This window comes from Lactivibrio alcoholicus, assembly GCF_055390895.1.
In genome coordinates, this window is the sequence record NZ_AP042471.1 from 1,274,829 (window position 1) to 1,291,160 (window position 16,332).

The following is a 16,332-nucleotide window of genomic DNA, read 5'->3' on the forward strand; positions in this document are numbered from 1 at the left end:
GGGTGCGTCAGTCCTTCAGCGTGAGGTTTCCGAGGTAGTTCAGGCGGCCGTCGTAGAATTCCTCGAGGCCGACGAGATCCTTCCTCGCGCCGTAGAGTTCGTTCGGAACCGCGAGGGAGACGAACGGATGCAGCGTGTCGAGCCGGTTCCAGATCTTCTGGAACAGCTCGGTCCGCTTCGCATCGTCGACGGTCGAGTTGACCGCGTCGAGCCCCTCGTCGACTTCCTTGTCCCTGAGCACGGTCCAGTTCGTCGAGCCGACGCTCGCCGAGTGGAAGAGCGAAAGCCAGAACTGGCCCGCGTCGCGGTTCGTCTGCATACCCCACGTGCTGATGATCATGTCCTGTTCGTTCGTCTTGACCTTCGTGTCGAACACGCCGGACTCGAAGACCTGGATGTTGACCGTAATCCCGACCTGCGCGAGCATCGACTGGATGACCGTCGCGCCGTTGACGCGGTCCTGGAAGTTGCTGATCCACAGGTTCACGGTCAGGCCCTTCGGATATCCGGCCTCGGCGAGAAGCGCCTTCGCCTTCGCGGGATCGTAGGGATAGGGTTTCGCGTCCTTCGGCGAGAAGGTACTCGCGGGGACGAGCGGACCGACGGGCTGCGCCGATTTCTTCTGGAACACGATCGCGTCGTAGGCTTCCTTGTTGATCGCGTATTCGATCGCGAGACGCACGCGCGGGTCGTCGAGCGGCTTCCTCTGCGTGTTCATTCCGAGGTAGATCAGGCCGAGCCCGGGGGCCTTGAAGGCCTTCGCGCCCGCGGACGCGTCGAGCCTGTCGAAGTCGGTCGGCGGCAGCGCGTAGATCATGTCGACCTTTCCGGTCTCGAGCGCGATGACGCGGCTGCTGTCGTCGGGCAGGACGACGATGTTGAAGTTCTTGAACGCGGGCTTCTTCCCGTGGTAGTCGTCGAACGCGACGAGTTCCATGCGCTCGCCCTTGACCCAGCTCTTGAACCTGAAGGCGCCGGTTCCGACGGGGTTCCGGAAGTATTCCTTCCCGCCCTCCTCGACGGCCTTCCTGCTGAAAATGCTCGCGTACGGGTGCTTCATGGATTCGAGCCAGCCGCCGACGGGGCCCCGCGTCCTGACGATCAGCGTGTATTTGTCGATGATCTTGAAGCCGTCGGTGTCGATGTACTTGCCCTTGGACTTCGCGTAGACGGAGTCCGGCGACGCGGCGCGCTTGAGCGAGAAGACGACGTCTTCGGCGGTCAGTTCCTCGCCGTTGTGGAACTTGACGCCTTTTTTGAGGTAGAACTTGTAGGTCTGCTGGTCGAGAATCTCCCATTTCTCGGCGAGCACGGGGACGAGCTGCTTCGTCCTGCCGTCGACCGTCACGAGGGGCTCGTTGATGTGCTTCGTGACGATGAACGAGAGCGTATCGACCGCCTGGTGCGGGTCGAGCGTCTTCGCGTCGCCCGGAAGCCCGAGCGTGAACGTCTCCATGTTCTTCGCGAAGCCCGTGCAGGCGACGAACAGGAACACTGCGGCCATCAACAGCCGTACGAACATCTTTTCCTTCATGAGTGTCACCCCTTCCGTTTTCTTCAGTCTTCCGCGAGAGCGTCGAGCGTCGCGGCCGCGAGGACCTCCATGCCTATCGGAACGGCCCTGTCGTCGACGTAGAAGTTGATCGAATGCGTGGGGCAGTGCGGGCCGCCCGGCGTCCGGACTCCGAGGCGGAACAGGGTTCCGGGCGCTTTCTCCAGGAAATACGCGTAGTCTTCACCTCCCATCGCCGGAGAAGGCAGGTCCACGACGCGTTCAACCGACGGAATTTCCCGACAGACCCTCCGGATGCGATCCACCCATCTCGTGTCGACGCGCGTCGGAATCATCTCCGGCGTGATCTCGACGGTGACGTTCGCCTTGAGCGCCGCCCCGACGCCCGTGGCGATCTCGCGCACGCGGCGGTGGAACAGTTCCTGCGTCGCGGTGCGAAGATAGCGGATGCACCCCTCGAGAACGACCGGGCCGCCGATGTAGGAGTTCGAGATGCCGCCCTCGATGCGCCCGAACGTCACGAACGCGCAGTCGGTGGGGGCGAGTTCCCTCGACCCCAGGCTCTGGAGCGTCGTGACGATGGTCGACGCGGCGAGGATCGTGTCGACGCCGTAGTGGGGGTATCCGCCGTGCGCCTGCTTCCCCTCGACGGTCACCTTCAGGAGGTCGACGCCCGCGGTCATGAAGTCGTCCCGGACGCCGATCTCGCCGACGTAGATGTCGGGGAGCGCGTGAAGCGCCATGACGCCGTCGACGTGCGGGTTTTCCATGACGCCCGCCTCCATGAACTCGCGCCCGCCGCCGAGCTCTTCCTCGGCGTGCTGGAAGAAGAACTTCACGCAGCCCGAAAACGTATGGCGCAGGTCGCTCAGGAGCCAGGCCGTTCCGAGAAGGATGGCCGCGTGCGAGTCGTGCCCGCAGCCGTGGAAGACGCCGTCGCGCTTCGACGCGTAGGGGACGCCCGACTGCTCCCGGATCGGCAGCGCGTCGATATCGGCGCGAAGGCCGACGCAGCGCCCCGGCCCGCTGCCGGCCGTTCCGCAGAGCTCGGCGCAGATTCCCGTTTGGCTCGATCCGATCCTGCGGATCACGTCCACTCCGAAGGACCGGAGCTTCTCTTCGATCAGCGCCGACGTTTCCGTCTCGTGAAAGCTGAGTTCCGGATTCTCGTGGATCCGGCGACGCCACTGAATGACTTCGTCAGCCTTCTGTCGGACCAGTGCCGCGAGCGATGCGTTCATGCGGATCTCCTTTCGTTCGTTTCGTTTTGAATCTGCGGCGATAAGGCCCCCCGCCGCGTCGCATCAGGATTTCATGACCTTCAGGCGTTCCCCGATATACGCGGCGGCCCGGCCGCAGGTGTCGTCGTCGGGGCAGTAGAGCCGCAGGAGCGTTCCGCGTTCCCCCATGAGGCGGATGACGCGCGCGCCGGCGACGACGTCGAAGCCGCGCACCCGGTCCCACGGGACGGTCTTCGTCGCGGTCCGTCCCTGTCGCGCGGGTGGTTCGATCGGAAACGGCCGGATGTGGAACGCGTCCGGCAGGGAAAGGGGCCGCCCCCTCATGCTCTCGCACCAGACCGCGTCCGCGAAGAGGCGACAGAGGACGATATAGCGGTTTCCGAGAAGCGGAAACGCGATCAGCGCGAAGGCCGCGGCTGCGAACGCGACGACGTAGCACGCGATCGTCGCGGCGACCGCGAGGTGCGGAAGCCCGATCTTCCCCGCGATGACGAGCTGCGCCGCGGCGACGAAGGCGACCGTTCCGGGCCAGAGGAGCGCGAGCGTCCCGGCGAGATCCTTCAGGATGAACGGATTCGTCCCGACGGGAACTCCCGCGAACCAGCGGAGCTGTTCGATTCCCTCTCCGGACTGCCGCCGCTCGGGGTCCATGTCACGCGCGCCGTTCGAGGCTTCCGGCGAAGTGGCAGGAGACGAGGTGCCCCGGCGCGATCTCCAGCAGCGCCGGCTGCTCCCGTACGCAGATCTCCTGCCGGTAGGCGCAGCGTCCCGCGAAGCGGCATCCTGGCGCGGGGTCGATCGGGCTCGGGACGTCGCCCTCGAGCAGGATGCGTTCCTTCTTCGCGTCGAGTCTCGCGACCGGGACGGCGGAAAGGAGCGCCTGCGTATAGGGGTGGACCGGATCCCTGAAGAGCGTGACGTTGTCCGCCTTCTCGACGACCTGCCCGAGGTACATGACCGCGACCTCGTCGGAGACGTAGCGCACGACGCTCAGGTTGTGCGAGATGAAGAGGTACGTGTAGCCGCGCTCCTTCTTGAGCTCCTGGAGCAGGTTGAGGATCTGGGCCTGGATGCAGACGTCGAGCGCCGAAACCGGTTCGTCGAGGACGATGAACTCCGGGTCGAGCGCGAGCGCGCGGGCGATTCCGATCCGCTGCCGGCGCCCCCCGTCGAGCTCGTGGGGGAACGACGTCGCGACGCGTTCGGCGAGCCCCACGGTATCCATGAGAACGCCGACTTTCGCGTCGATCTCCTTCCTGTTCCGGCAGGCGTTGTTGATCACGAGCGGTTCCGCGATTTGCTGCGCGACGGACATCCTCGGATTGAGCGACGAGAACGGGTCCTGGAAGACGATCTGCGCCCGCGTCCGGAAGGCGCTCCGCTGTTCGGGCGTGTACTTCAGCGCGTCCGAACCGTGAAAGAAGACCTCGCCGCCCGTGGCCTCGATGAGGCCGATGACGACGCGTCCGAGCGTCGACTTGCCGCAGCCGGATTCTCCGACGAGCCCGAGCGTCTTTCCCCTCGGAATGGTCAGAGAAACGTCGTCGACGGCGTGGAGCAGTCCCTTCCGGACGGTGAAGTACTTCCTGAGGTTCCTGATGTCGAGCAGGGGTTCGGATTCCGGGATCCGTCCGTTCATTCGGGTCTTCCTCCTTCCGTCCCGAGCGGGAAGTAGCAATCGACCGAGTGGTTCGGCGCGACCTCGCGCATGCCGCATGGCGTTTCGTGGCAGATGTCCTTCGCGTAGGAACAGCGCGGCGAGAACGAGCACCCCTTCGGGAGGTCCGTCGGATCGGGCGGAAGGCCCGGGATGACCGCAAGCTTCCCGCCGAGCGGGCTGTCGAGGTCCGGAACGGCATTGAAGAGCCCGCGGGTGTACGGATGCATCGGTTTTCCGTACAGGCTCCGGATATCCGCGTATTCGACGAGGCGGCCCGCGTACATGATCGCGACGTCCTGACAGATCTCGGCGACGATCCCGAGGTCGTGCGTGATCAGAAGCAGCGACGTCTTCACGACGGACTGGAGATTCTTGATGAGTTCGAGCACCTGGGCCTGGATCGTCACGTCGAGCGCGGTCGTCGGCTCGTCGGCGATCAGGAGGGCCGGCCGGCACGCGAGCGCGATCGCGATTCCGACGCGCTGGCGCATGCCGCCCGAGAACTGGTGCGGATAGTCCCGCGCCCGCTCGGGCCGGATTCCGACGAGCGCGAGCATCTCGTGCGCCCGGTCGCGGATGCCCGTTCCCCTGAGGTCGGAGTGGAGGGAGATCATCTCGACGATCTGGTCCTCGACGGTCATGATCGGGTTGAGCGACGTCATCGGGTCCTGGAAGATCATCGCGATGCGGTTGCCGCGGATGAAGCGCTTCTCGGCCTCGGTCATCCGCATGATGTCGCAGCCCTCGAAGAGGATCTCGCCGCTCGTGATCTCGCCGGGGGGCGACTGGATGAGCTGGAGGATCGAAAGCGCCGTCGTCGTCTTGCCCGCTCCGGTCTCGCCGACGAAGCCGAGCGCCTTTCCCGCGTGGAGCGTCAGGTTCAGGCCGTTGACCGCGCGGACGACGCCGGAGTCGGTGTTGAAGCGCACCGAGAGGTTGCGGATATCGAGAAGGACGGAGGTATCGGTGGGTGTCATTCGCATCGCCTACCGTTTCTGCTTGGGGTCGAGCGCGTCCCGGAGGCCGTCGCCGATGCAGTTCAGGGCCACGATGGTGATCATGATCGCGAGGCCGGGGAAGATGCTCAGATACGCGCTGTCGCGGATGTAGGGGCGCGCCGCGGAGAGCATTCCGCCCCATTCGGGGTACGGGGGCTGGATGCCGAGACCGAGGAAACTCAGGGTCGCCGCGAACAGGATCGCGTTCGCGACGCTCAGCGTCGACTGGACGATCAGGGGCGCGGCGCAGTTCGGCAGGATGTACAGCGTGATGATCCGCAGATGGCTCGCGCCCATCGCGCGTGCGGCCTCGATGAACTCCATCCCCTTGATCGAAAGGACGGATGCCCGCATGAGTCGCGCGAACCGCGGGATCGACGTGATGCCGACGGCCACCATCAGGTTGACGAGGCCGGGCCCGAGGGCCGAGGAGATCACGATCGCGAGAAGGATCGTGGGGATCGCGAGCTGGACGTCCATGATCCGCATCAGCACGCTGTCCGTTCGGCCGCCGAAATAGCCGCCGATCGCGCCGATCGCGCCTCCGATAACGAGGGAAATCGACACGGCGATCAGGCCGACCTGCAGCGAGATCCGCGAGCCGTAGATCAGGCGGCTCAGGACGTCGCGCCCGAACTCGTCCGTCCCGAGAAGGTGCGTCGCCGTGGGCGGCTTGCGGATCATCATGTAGTCCTGATCGGCGTATCCGTAGGGGGAGATCTGCTCCGCGAAGATGGCCGTTCCTATCAGCACGAAGAGGACGAAGAACCCGAGCACGGCGAGGTAGTTTCGCCGGAGGCGGATCAGCGTGAATTTCATCATCGAGTTGCGCGCGGTCATGTCGTGTCCCCTCCTATTTCACGTGGATCCGGGGGTCGATGAACGCGTAGAGGATATCGACCGCCAGGTTGATGAGACAGAACGCGACGGAGATGAACAGCACTCCGCCCTGAATGATCGGGTAGTCGCGCATGTTGATCGCCTCGAGCATCAGGCGGCCGACGCCCGAGATCGAGAAGATCGCCTCGGTGACGATCGAGCCGCCGAGGAGCATTCCGAACTGCATGCTGATGATCGTGAGGATCGGGATCATCGCGTTCGGCAGCGCGTGGCGCAGGATCACCACGCTCTCGCGCTGCCCCTTGGCCCGGGCGGTGCGGATGTAGTCGGACCTGATGACCTCGAGCATACTCGCCCTCGTCGTCCGCGCGATGACGGCCACGGTCGCGCCCGAGAGCGTCACGACGGGAAGGACCATTTCGCCGACGGTCTCGAACCCCATCGAGGGGAGCCATCCGAGATGGACCGAGAACGCGATGATGAGCAGGATTCCGGTCCAGAACGTCGGCATCGAGACGCCGAGCAGCGTCACGAGCGTCGTGAGGCTGTCGAGAAGCGAATACTGCCGGATCGCGCAGATGACGCCGAGCGGGATTCCGACCAGCGTGCTGAATACGACAGCCCAGAACGCGAGCCGGATCGTGACCGGAATGCGCGTCGAGAGTTCCATCGAAACGGGGCTTTTCATGATGTAGGAGTATCCGAGGTCGACTTCGAAAACGGCCTTGTAGAGATACCGTCCGAGCTGGACCGGAAACGACGCGTCCAGTCCGTGTTCGGCGCGGAAGGCCGCGATGGTCTCGGGGTTCGCCTCCTGCCCGAGCGCGATCTGGGCGGGGTCGCCCGGGGTGAAATACAGGATCGTGAAGATGATGACCATGACGCTGAGGATGACGGGAACGAGCAGCAGAACTCTCCGGATGATGTACCTGACCACAGATGCTCCCCCCTCGGGATAGAGTGAACGGACCTTTTTCGTGTGCGCGCGTTCCGGATCGCGGCCCCCGGCCGGGCTATACCGTCGTGCGCTCTCCGGGGCGCGCGGCGCCGGCGTCGGAATCCCTTTCCGGCATGGAGATCGGGCAAAGTTCGAGACGGCGGAAGAGCAGTTTGCGTAACCGCGTGGCATCTTTCGCGCGTAGACAGTCGAGAAGCTGGTCGTGCGACTCCACGCTCGCCCGCATTATGTCCTCGAGGCAGAGTCGTCTGTCGAACGAGCACCGGATCTGGTAGGACAGATTCCGGAGCATCTTCTTCGTCCAGAAGCAGTCGCCTCTGGCGAGCGAGTGGAGATAGTCGTGAAACTCCATCTCCTTCTCGGCGAACCGGAACATCTTCCGGTCGCCGCCGGAAGGGTCGTCGAGGATACGTTCCATCTCGCGGTTCATCGCGACCGCGCGTTCCAGCTCCCCGTCGCTCGGACCGCCGCATTCGATGACGGTTTCGAGAAGACTGTGCTCGAGGAGTGTCCGTAACCTGTTGATCTCGGAAAACTCCCCCTCGCGGAAGTCCGCCACGAACCAGCCCTTGTACCTGACGGAGACGATCAGCCCCTGCTCCTCGAGCTCCTTGAGAGCTTCGCGGATGGGGGCGCGGCTGAGTTCGAGCACGCGGGAAAGCTCCCGTTCGTTGATCTGGTCGCCGCATCGCAGCGTCCGCTTTTCGAAGAGCGCCGTCCTGACATGATCGATGACAATGTCCTTCAGGTTGCCTTTGATCTTTGAAAGGTGACCGTTTTCGTTCGCCATAGCCACTCGCCGCTCCTTCAGATGGTCGACCGGTCGACCGGTCGACCATTAAAATCTACTCCACTTTCCGATATCGGTCAAGTCGGAAAATTGTTTCGGGTGGGTGAGGGGGGCTGCGGAAAGCGAAACTCCGGAACGATCCGTGTTCGGACTTCCCGGAACCGGAAGGTGATCGACGGGAAAGCGGGCGAAAGCTTCGGGAGGTCGCGATCCCTGGAGACCGAAGCCTCCGTCAACGTTCCTTTCGTCTGGAACCGTGCCTGTCCTGCGCGAACATCGCGTTCAGGCTGTCGGGATCGTTCCGTGCGCCGTTCGTTTTTCCGGATTCTCCGGCCTCTTCGGAAAGCGGGCTTTCGCGCATCCCCAGAGATTGCGCGAGGGAGGTCTGGATGCGCCGCGCGAGCTTGACCTTCTTCGTCACTTCGTCCTTCGTCCCCGGGATCACGATCGGCTCGAAGTACTTCAGGTCGATCAGCGTCCGGATGTCGAAAATGTCGATGTCGAGCGCCTGCGAGAGCGCGTATGCGTCGAGTTCCATTCGCGGATTGTCGTCGAGATATTTGCGAATGACGCGAAAGCAGGAATCGATGCGCTCCATGCAACTTGGGCACGTTTCAGAGCGGGCGCTCGAAAAGATTTTTCCGCACCGCCTGCATGTCGTGAGTTTTTTCAATCGAACGCCGCCTCCCGCGGAAGATCTTCGCCCTCCTGACCGGCTTCCCGAATCGGGAAAGCCGGTCAGGGAACTCCGGCACAGAATACCACGGAAGAGGCGAAAAAAGAACGCCGGGGTGGAGAGTCGTCAGCAACGCCGCAGGAGCACCACGGGCGCAAGGAGCAGCAGAGTCGCAAGAGCCGCGCCGCTCCCCTTCCGGAGGACATTCTCTCCCTCGTCGCGCGGAACGATCGAGTACCCAGTCGGGTTGCCGTTGGCGTCGAACGTGCGCGTCAGCAGGAAAACCTGCGAGCGATATCCCGATGGCGCGCCTTCGATCGTCACTTCGAGCAGCAAGACGAGGCCGCCCGCGCCCGAGTCGAGTTTCGCGACGAGCGAGAAGAAGCGCACGAGGTCCATGTTGTAGCCCCCCGACGCTATGGCCGCGGGGTCCGTTGCGAGCAGCTGCGCGAGCAGCGCGTAAGACGCGAGGATGCCATGCTTCGCGTCCGGGTCGGCAATGTCGACGGGACCGACGACATCGGCGATGAAGTATCCAGCGTTCGGCGAAACCGTGAAGGTCTTGCCCGTGCCGGTCAGAACCTTCACGTCGCCCGACGGATCGATGTCGCCACCCGCTCCGGCGCTCGCGATCGCGACGGGAAAATCGCTCTCGCCGTATGCGGCTGCCCAGCTTGTACCGTTTTTAACTTCAGCTCCCTCCTGTGTGACGTACCATACCGCCGCGTTCGCCCCCGAAGCGCAAAAAGAATCGCCGCGATGCCAAGGGCAAAAGACTTCGGGGAAAACGAACGTTCAAAATCATGCCAAATCTCTCCTATACGTACATACTACAAAAAAAATTAAAAATATATATTTATTATGATAAACATACTGAAGCATCACGTCAAGATTCCCGAGATTGGAATTTTTTCATTTTGATTCAGCCTCGGGCTATAGACCCCACACTCGGGACAGCCCTTGCGAGAATCGCAATGGTACCCTGCAATTGATCTGCGATGATGTCGTCCGATTCGAAATCATGTCGGTCGAGAGAGTACGGCTCCTTCATTGCACTCGCGAGGCCGCAGCACACGGAAATACTGTCGGGATCGCCGCGGTATGGTCATTGCGTACTCTTCTTCAAAGGTCGCGTTCTGGTTTTTCGTGGCGCCGGGATACATCGGAACATTTCCATAGGCGGATTGCCGCTCCGAAAATACGCGCGAGGGGGGAAATCTCAAAAAAATGTCTATTATGGGCTGTACGCAAATAAATCGCGATAGTTCGCGTCGCTGCCGTCGCTGCGCCGGAACCGGAGGCAGGAGCAGAGGATGGCGACACGGATTTCGTCGCATGGTCTCCCGCAAGGCTCTCCTGCTATAGTAATGTGTGGAACAACACGATCTTCCGGTATTCCATAAAGGAGGTGTCGTCCGATGTTTGTCCGCAGAATGTTCCGTCTCCTGTGCGCCGTCGCACTCCCGCTTCCCGCTGGATCGACGGGCGGACGCTGACGTGGAGACTGTATCGCAGCTTGCGCGAAAGTACGGCCTGTCACGGAGCACGCTGCTCTATTACGAAGCGTGCGGGCTGCTGCGTCCGTCGCGGCGCTCGGAGGCGGGATACCGTCTCTACGACGAATCGTGCGGGGAACGTCTCAAAACGATCCGGGCACTCCGGGACACAGGGCTTCCACTCGGGCACATCCGGATCATGCTCGAGTCCGGGGCGAATGACCCCGTCCGGTTTCTCCAGCAACGATCCGCGACGATCGACCGTGAGATCCGGGAACTCAACCGGCAGCGACGACTGATCGCACGCCTTCTTTCGGAGCGTGGTGTTGTGCCGGAGAAGGGCTTCCCCGACCGGAAGACATGGGTTTCCCGGCTTCGCCGCATCGGCGTGGACGAAGCCGGGCTGTTGCGGTGGCATGCGCTCTTCGAACTCCAGGATCCAAAGGGTCACGAGGCGTTTCTCGATATGCTCGGGTTCGGGGAGGAGGAAATCCGGGACATTCGCCGCAGTCTTCCCCCGCTTCCGGGGGAGCAGTGAAAAGCTCCGCTCCGGCGGGGCATCCGGGAGCGGAGCGTCGTCCGACGTCCACGGAGCGTTTCACCGTGTGTTTCCGTTTATGATGGTCCCATCCGTCGCTGCAGCGGCATCAGGATATCCCCCGCAGCGACAGACAGGTCAAGATCGAATACCGGGCCGTCTGGAACGCTACTCGTCTCCGGAACGGGCTCCCTTCGCAGGGAAAGGCGCGCCTTCTACGACGAAGAAAACGCGTTCCGCGATGTTGATGGCGTGATCGCCGGCGCGTTCGAGGTGCCGGACGATCCAGAGTTCGTCCGCGCCGGTTTTCGCGGCTTCGCGACACGCGCACGAGCCCGAGACGAGGGATTCGAGAAAGCTTTCCGTGCATTTGGCGTACATGTCGTCGACCTCGTCGTCGCGTCGCCAGAGTTCAGCGGCGAGGTCCGCGTCCGAATCCCTGAACGCGCGAACGGCATCGTGGAGCATCCCGCAGACGCAGCGGACCATCGGGGCGATGCAGTCCTTCGGAATGAACGACGGCTGCGCGTTCAGCTTGAGCGCCTTCTCGGCGATATTCACGGCCTGGTCGCCGATGCGTTCGAGGTCGGTGATGATCTTGAGCGCCGCAAAGACGAAGCGCAGATCGGCGTCTCCCGGACGGCGCATCGCGATGGATCCGAGGCATTCCTGATCGACTCTTTCCTCCATCCTGTCGATGTCGTCGTCTCCGTCGATGACGCGTCGGGCGAGGACGTCGTCCCGTTCGAGGAGCGACCGGACCGCGGAGTCGAGCGCCCCGGACGTTATCTCCCCCATACGTGTGACAAGCGTGACGATTCTCTGGCGGTCCGTCGCGTACAACAGATTTTCGACGGCCTTCCGGCCATTTCGTTCGGTCATCGGGACGACCCCCTTTTCCTGCCCGGAGAGAGGTTCAGGACGGCGAGCCCCGATCTCCCGCCCCTGTCCGGTACGCTTCTCCGCGCGCGACTTCGAGAGACGTCTTCACCAGGTTATATATCTGCGACAGAAAATCGATGAGAGGGGACAGTTCTCTGCGGTTGATGGCCTCCGTGCCGAGTCGTGCGCGGATCTTCCGGTCGAGTTCTTCGAACTCGCGCTCGTAGCGCCCCGTGTCGGAGGCCGAATCGACGTCGCCGAGCGCAAAGGCGCGCAACGCGAGCCGGATGTTCGTGCTCGCGAGGCACGAGAGTTCCTCCCAGGTGTCTTCGCCGACCTCGCGCCGGAAGAGCGCGATCGTTCCCTCCTCGTCCATGCGTTTCAGGTTCCCCGAGAGAATCCGGGCCATCTGGCGGAAGGCCAGCATCGAATAGGAGACCGTGGCGTAGCTTTCGCGCATCTGCTCGTCGTCGGCGGAGATCCGGATCCGGTACATGTACTCCTCGCACGTTTCGGAGAGATCTCTGATCGCCGCCGGCAGCTGTTCGAACTCGCGTCGCCGCTGTTCCGGGAAAAAGAGGATCTGGCAGTACAGCTCCATGTAGTTCGCGAGCCGGATCATCTCCTGAGACAGGAGCAGAATCGAGAGCGACGGGACTTCGACGAGTTCCTCGTCGAGGTATACGGGACTCCCGAGGCGTTCGCCGCCCGTTCGTTCGGCGATCTGCGCCGACACCGACGCGAGGAGATCCGTGAACGGGTAGAAGATGATCGTGTTGAAGACGGCCAATCCGATCTGCGCGAAGACGACCATGCCCGAGACTGAAACGCCCGTTCTCTCGAGGAACGCGTCGATCCACGGCAGGAAGGGAATCAGGAGCAGAACGCCGCCGAGCTTGTAGACGAACGTACAGACGCCGAGCTTCCGGGCGTTCTGTTTGCCAGAGAGTCCCGCGAGAAGAACCATCATTGTCGAGCCCACGTGAGCTCCCATGACGATCGGGAAGACCGCCGGGAGCGGAAGCGCTCCCGCCGTCGCGAGAGCGACCGCGAGTGCCATGACGGCGGAACTGCTCTGGAGGACCCCGGTCGTGGCGAGGGCCGCGAGTCCCGTGAGAACAGGTTTTTTCGCGACGCGGGCCGCGAGTTCACCGAAGCGCGGGTCGGCGAGGAGCGGTCCGACGCCGAGTTGGAGCACGAACATTCCGAGCAGCACGAGCGACAACCCCCGAAGGATGTATCCCGTCCTCTTCATCGTGACGCCACCGAAGCGCGTCATGAGCAGGCTTGCGGCCAGAAGCAGCGGAGAGAACGCAACGGTGTTCAGACTCAGGAGAATGGTCACGAACGTGCCGCCGACGCTCACACCCATCATGACGACGACCGACCCCGCGAAGGTGAGCATCCCGACATCCACGAAGCCGATCGCGAACGACGTCGCCACGGTGCTCCCCTGCGCGATGGCGGCCAGAATCACTCCGAATACGAAGGCCATCGGCTTGCGGCGCGTGAAGCGGACCATCAGCTCCCGGGATTGCCCTCCGAAATTGGAGGCGAAGGCGCTCGTGGATTCCTCCAGCCCGTACAGAAAGAGCGCGAGCCCTCCGAGTATGTTGATGACGTCGAACAGGTGTCCCGTCACGCGGCTCCTCCGGCTCCCTTCCGGGACGACGGGGATTTCCTGCCCCTGAGGTACGGAACGAGGACGGACGCGAACGCGAGAGTCAGGAGCGCGAGCGACAGCGGACGGCTGAAGAACAGGCCGGGGCCGCCCATCATGATGGTGGTCCGGAGGTTCTGTTCGATCATGGTTCCGAGGATCATCCCGAGGACGACCGGCGAGACCGGGACGTCGTACCGCGTGAGGATCCATCCGATGACGCCGAACGCGAGGCAGACGCCGACGTCGAACATCGACGAACGGACCGCGAAGCTCCCGATGAATGAAAAAGCGAGGATCATCGGATAGAGGGCGCGCTTCGGGATCAGGGCCGTGCGGATCCAGAGGCGCGCCCCGAGAAGCCCGAGGATGAGGATGAAGATGTTCGCGACGAACAGGCTCGAGAAGAGCGTATAGACGATCTCGGGGTGTTTCGTGAAGAGTTCCGGCCCCGGCTGGAGTTCGTGGATCATGAGGGCGCCGAGGAGGACGGCCGCCGACGAGCTGCCCGGAATTCCGAGCGTGAGCAGCGGCACGAGGGCGCCGCCGACGGACGCGCTGTTCGACGCCTCGGCCGCGGCGACGCCGAAGGGCGTCCCCTTGCCGAAGCTGTCCGGGTCATTGCTGACGCGTTTCTCGACGTCGTAGGCGATGAACGACGCGATGGTTCCGCCCGCGCCGGGGAAGATCCCGATCACGGTGCCGATGATTCCCGCCCGGAGCATGGCGTACTTGAGCTTCAGATAGTCGCGGACGCTGGGCCACGGGGATTTGTCCTTGTCGGGAACGACGGACGGCGCGTTCACTTCGCCCGATTCGATGCAGGAGAAGACCTCGCTGAGCGCGAAGAGGCCGATCAGGACGGGGATGAACGAGAAGCCGTCGTAGAGTCGGACGATGTCGAACGTGAACCGGCTGACGCCGCTCAGGGGATCGAGTCCGATCGTGTTCAGGAGAAGGCCGAGAAGCACGGCGACGAACGATTCGAGCCAGCGGCCGCCGCCGAGCGAGGCGATCGTCGACAGACCGAGGACCGCGAGCGCGAAGTATTCCGCGGGCCAGAACTTGAGCGCGAGCCTCGCGAGCGGCCCCGAGAAGAGGATCAGGATGACGATTCCGACGAATCCGCCGACGACCGAGGCGATCAGCGAGACACCGAGCCCGGTGCCGGCCTGCCCCTTCCGGGTCAGCGGGTACCCGTCGAAGGCCGTGACGACGGCAGACGGCGTTCCGGGCGTGTTGATCATGACCGCCGTGATCGAGCCGCCGTAGTTCGCGGCGAGGTAGATCGCGCACAGCATCACGATGCCCATCGACGCAGACATCCCGAACGTGAACGGCAGGAGGAGCGCGACCGCCATCGAGGGGGAAATCCCCGGCATCGCGCCGCCGAGGATGCCGACGACGACTCCGGCGATGACGACGAGAACCGGCGTGACGCCCGCGAGATTCTGAAGACCGTAGAGAAGATGATCGAAGAGTTCCATCCGCCGTCACCTCACCCGAAGAGCGCGCCCGTCGGAAGTCCCATCATGAGCACGCGGGCGAACACGAAATACGAGAAGAACAGCCATCCTCCGGGGAGCGACAGCAGCATCAGGGGGCGCCTTTCGCCGAGCAGCAGGAGCAGCAGGAGGATCATCCCGCACGTAGCGACGTAGAATCCGACGTATGCCATTCCCCATATCGCGAGCGCGACGATGGCGATCGCGCGAAAGACGCGCGAGAGATCGCCGCTTTCCGGGTCGGGCTTCGCGTCGCCGGAAAGAACGCGCCGGAGCTGGTCGAGGGAAAAGAACGCCAGGAGCGAGGCCCACAGGCGCGGCGCGGTCTTCGCGCTGCTGCCGACGGCCTCGATGTCTTCAAGTCCGAAGGTCAAAAAGAAAAAGACGCCGCAGAGTTCCAGAAGCGCCGCGACGATCAGGATCCGCCCGCGCCGGGGCGCGAACTTCGTGGAACGAAGGAGGAAGGAGAGAACGACGAGAACCGCCGCGCACGCGCCGAACAGCACCAGCGCACCCTTCCCTTTCCCGAGGAAACCGATGATGTCCATTCCGGGGAACACCTCCACGCCGCAATGGCCGCGGGGGACGTCGCCCCCCGCGGCGTCGTGCGCGTCGCTCTACTTGATCAGTCCGTACTTCCTGAGATACGTCGTCGAATCTTCGAGATCCTTCTTGATCTGCTCCGTGAATTCCTTGCGGCCGTAATCGACCACGTCGATGCCGTCCTTCTCGAGGAAGCCGCGCCATTCGGGATCGGCCACGACCTTCTTCAGGAGCGTCTCCCACCAGACGATCGCCTCTTCGGGCGTTCCCTTCCTCACGGCGAATCCGCGCCACATGACCTCGTCCTCGAGCCCCTTGACGCCGAGTTCGGCGAACGTGGGGACGTCCGGGAACTGCTTCATGCGCTCGCCGCGCGCCACGGCGATGATTTTGAAACCCTCGCGTCCGCCGACGTCCGCCGGGTTGCCGACATAGACGACGCCCTGACCGCTCAGGAGCGCCATCATCGCCTCGGGGCCCGACTTGTAGGGGATCCACTTTCCGACGATTCCGGCCTTGTCCCAGACCTTCATCGCGATCAGGTGGTCGTTGCCGCCGGCCGCAGGGCCGGTCCAGAGCTGCGCGCCGTTCTTTTCCTTCGCGTCCTTCACGAGCGACTCCCACGAGTTCACGGGCGCCTTCTCCGCGGCGATCAGACACTCGGGATCCTTCATGAGCATCGCGATCCATTCGAAGCCCCAGACGTACTCGTCGACGTTCTTCTTCGACGTGAGGACCTTCGCGATGTTCGACGTCGTGGCCGCGAAGACGGTGTAGCCGTCGGCGGGCTGTTCGAGAACCGCCTGCATTCCGACGAGGCCGCCCGCGCCCTCCTTGTTCTCGATGACGAACGTCGCGTCGGTGAACTTCTTCGCGACGGATACGAACTTCCGGCTCGTGACGTCCATGAGGCCGCCGGGGCCGACGTAGTTGACGACGTGGATCGGTTTCTCGGGGTAGGCCGCAAGCGCGGCGCAGGCGGACGAGACCAGAATCGCGACAACGGAAAGCCAGAGTACCGTTCGTTTCATG

At 63.4% G+C, this 16,332-nt stretch carries 16 protein-coding genes; 1 reads left to right on the forward strand and 15 read right to left on the reverse strand.

The window, feature by feature from the left end:
• Window positions 1–7 precede the first annotated feature (7 nt).
• The 10 genes from ACZ5IU_RS06045 to ACZ5IU_RS06090 all read right to left on the reverse strand — a co-directional run bounded on the left by ACZ5IU_RS06045 (window position 8) and on the right by ACZ5IU_RS06090 (window position 9,264).
• Window positions 8–1,534, reverse strand: coding sequence for an ABC transporter substrate-binding protein (locus ACZ5IU_RS06045; protein ID WP_464421294.1), 1,527 nt, complete (start codon window positions 1,532–1,534; stop codon window positions 8–10).
• Window positions 1,535–1,557: 23 nt separating this feature from the next.
• The gene (locus ACZ5IU_RS06050) at window positions 1,558–2,754 is read right to left on the reverse strand and encodes a M20 metallopeptidase family protein (RefSeq protein ID WP_464421295.1); all 1,197 of its coding nucleotides are present in this window, start codon (window positions 2,752–2,754) and stop codon (window positions 1,558–1,560) included.
• Window positions 2,755–2,817: 63 nt separating this feature from the next.
• Complete coding sequence (locus tag ACZ5IU_RS06055; protein WP_464421296.1) at window positions 2,818–3,405, reverse strand: hypothetical protein; 588 nt, start codon at window positions 3,403–3,405, stop codon at window positions 2,818–2,820.
• A gap of 1 nt (window position 3,406) precedes the next feature.
• Window positions 3,407–4,393, reverse strand: coding sequence for an ABC transporter ATP-binding protein (locus ACZ5IU_RS06060; RefSeq protein ID WP_464421297.1), 987 nt, complete (start codon window positions 4,391–4,393; stop codon window positions 3,407–3,409).
• Complete coding sequence (locus ACZ5IU_RS06065) at window positions 4,390–5,391, reverse strand: ABC transporter ATP-binding protein (RefSeq protein WP_464421298.1); 1,002 nt, start codon at window positions 5,389–5,391, stop codon at window positions 4,390–4,392. The genes ACZ5IU_RS06060 and ACZ5IU_RS06065 overlap by 4 nt, the downstream gene beginning before the upstream one ends.
• 9 nt (window positions 5,392–5,400) lie before the next feature.
• Complete coding sequence (locus tag ACZ5IU_RS06070) at window positions 5,401–6,252, reverse strand: ABC transporter permease (RefSeq protein ID WP_464421299.1); 852 nt, start codon at window positions 6,250–6,252, stop codon at window positions 5,401–5,403.
• Between the two features lie 13 nt (window positions 6,253–6,265).
• A complete protein-coding gene (locus ACZ5IU_RS06075) occupies window positions 6,266–7,189 on the reverse strand; it encodes an ABC transporter permease (RefSeq protein ID WP_464421300.1) in 924 nt (307 codons plus the stop codon).
• A gap of 76 nt (window positions 7,190–7,265) precedes the next feature.
• Window positions 7,266–8,000, reverse strand: coding sequence for a GntR family transcriptional regulator (locus ACZ5IU_RS06080; protein ID WP_464421828.1), 735 nt, complete (start codon window positions 7,998–8,000; stop codon window positions 7,266–7,268).
• A 232-nt stretch (window positions 8,001–8,232) separates the two neighbouring features.
• A complete protein-coding gene (locus ACZ5IU_RS06085) occupies window positions 8,233–8,673 on the reverse strand; it encodes a hypothetical protein (RefSeq protein WP_464421301.1) in 441 nt (146 codons plus the stop codon).
• Between the two features lie 129 nt (window positions 8,674–8,802).
• Window positions 8,803–9,264, reverse strand: a complete 462-nt coding sequence (locus ACZ5IU_RS06090) for a hypothetical protein (RefSeq protein WP_464421302.1) — start codon at window positions 9,262–9,264, stop codon at window positions 8,803–8,805.
• 909 nt (window positions 9,265–10,173) lie between these two features.
• Between ACZ5IU_RS06090 and ACZ5IU_RS06095 the strand changes: the two genes are divergently transcribed.
• Window positions 10,174–10,710, forward strand: coding sequence for a MerR family transcriptional regulator (locus ACZ5IU_RS06095; protein ID WP_464421303.1), 537 nt, complete (start codon window positions 10,174–10,176; stop codon window positions 10,708–10,710).
• A 168-nt stretch (window positions 10,711–10,878) separates the two neighbouring features.
• On the opposite strand, the gene phoU is transcribed toward ACZ5IU_RS06095, so the two are convergent.
• The 5 genes from phoU to ACZ5IU_RS06120 form a co-directional block, all read right to left on the reverse strand.
• On the reverse strand, window positions 10,879–11,592 hold the full coding sequence (gene phoU / locus ACZ5IU_RS06100) for a phosphate signaling complex protein PhoU (protein WP_464421304.1): 714 nt from the start codon (window positions 11,590–11,592) through the stop codon (window positions 10,879–10,881).
• 34 nt (window positions 11,593–11,626) lie between these two features.
• The gene (locus ACZ5IU_RS06105; RefSeq protein WP_464421305.1) at window positions 11,627–13,234 is read right to left on the reverse strand and encodes a Na/Pi cotransporter family protein; all 1,608 of its coding nucleotides are present in this window, start codon (window positions 13,232–13,234) and stop codon (window positions 11,627–11,629) included.
• On the reverse strand, window positions 13,231–14,739 hold the full coding sequence (locus ACZ5IU_RS06110; protein WP_464421306.1) for a tripartite tricarboxylate transporter permease: 1,509 nt from the start codon (window positions 14,737–14,739) through the stop codon (window positions 13,231–13,233). The genes ACZ5IU_RS06105 and ACZ5IU_RS06110 overlap by 4 nt, the downstream gene beginning before the upstream one ends.
• Window positions 14,740–14,750: 11 nt before the next feature.
• Window positions 14,751–15,305, reverse strand: a complete 555-nt coding sequence (locus tag ACZ5IU_RS06115; RefSeq protein ID WP_464421307.1) for a tripartite tricarboxylate transporter TctB family protein — start codon at window positions 15,303–15,305, stop codon at window positions 14,751–14,753.
• A gap of 69 nt (window positions 15,306–15,374) precedes the next feature.
• On the reverse strand, window positions 15,375–16,331 hold the full coding sequence (locus tag ACZ5IU_RS06120) for a Bug family tripartite tricarboxylate transporter substrate binding protein (RefSeq protein ID WP_464421308.1): 957 nt from the start codon (window positions 16,329–16,331) through the stop codon (window positions 15,375–15,377).
• Window position 16,332: the final 1 nt, after the last annotated feature.

Bases quoted from the DNA above. Each gene is read 5' to 3' on its own strand.
- ACZ5IU_RS06045 (WP_464421294.1), bottom strand. From the start codon at position 1,534: ATGAAGGAAAAGATGTTCGTACGGCTGTTGATGGCCGCAGTGTTCCTG.
- ACZ5IU_RS06065 (WP_464421298.1), bottom strand. From the start codon at position 5,391: ATGACACCCACCGATACCTCCGTCCTTCTCGATATCCGCAACCTCTCG.
- ACZ5IU_RS06055 (WP_464421296.1), bottom strand. From the start codon at position 3,405: ATGGACCCCGAGCGGCGGCAGTCCGGAGAGGGAATCGAACAGCTCCGC.
- ACZ5IU_RS06110 (WP_464421306.1), bottom strand. From the start codon at position 14,739: ATGGAACTCTTCGATCATCTTCTCTACGGTCTTCAGAATCTCGCGGGC.
- phoU (WP_464421304.1), bottom strand. From the start codon at position 11,592: ATGACCGAACGAAATGGCCGGAAGGCCGTCGAAAATCTGTTGTACGCG.
- ACZ5IU_RS06080 (WP_464421828.1), bottom strand. From the start codon at position 8,000: ATGGCGAACGAAAACGGTCACCTTTCAAAGATCAAAGGCAACCTGAAG.
- ACZ5IU_RS06115 (WP_464421307.1), bottom strand. From the start codon at position 15,305: ATGGACATCATCGGTTTCCTCGGGAAAGGGAAGGGTGCGCTGGTGCTG.
- ACZ5IU_RS06060 (WP_464421297.1), bottom strand. From the start codon at position 4,393: ATGAACGGACGGATCCCGGAATCCGAACCCCTGCTCGACATCAGGAAC.
- ACZ5IU_RS06120 (WP_464421308.1), bottom strand. From the start codon at position 16,331: ATGAAACGAACGGTACTCTGGCTTTCCGTTGTCGCGATTCTGGTCTCG.
- ACZ5IU_RS06050 (WP_464421295.1), bottom strand. From the start codon at position 2,754: ATGAACGCATCGCTCGCGGCACTGGTCCGACAGAAGGCTGACGAAGTC.
- ACZ5IU_RS06070 (WP_464421299.1), bottom strand. From the start codon at position 6,252: ATGACCGCGCGCAACTCGATGATGAAATTCACGCTGATCCGCCTCCGG.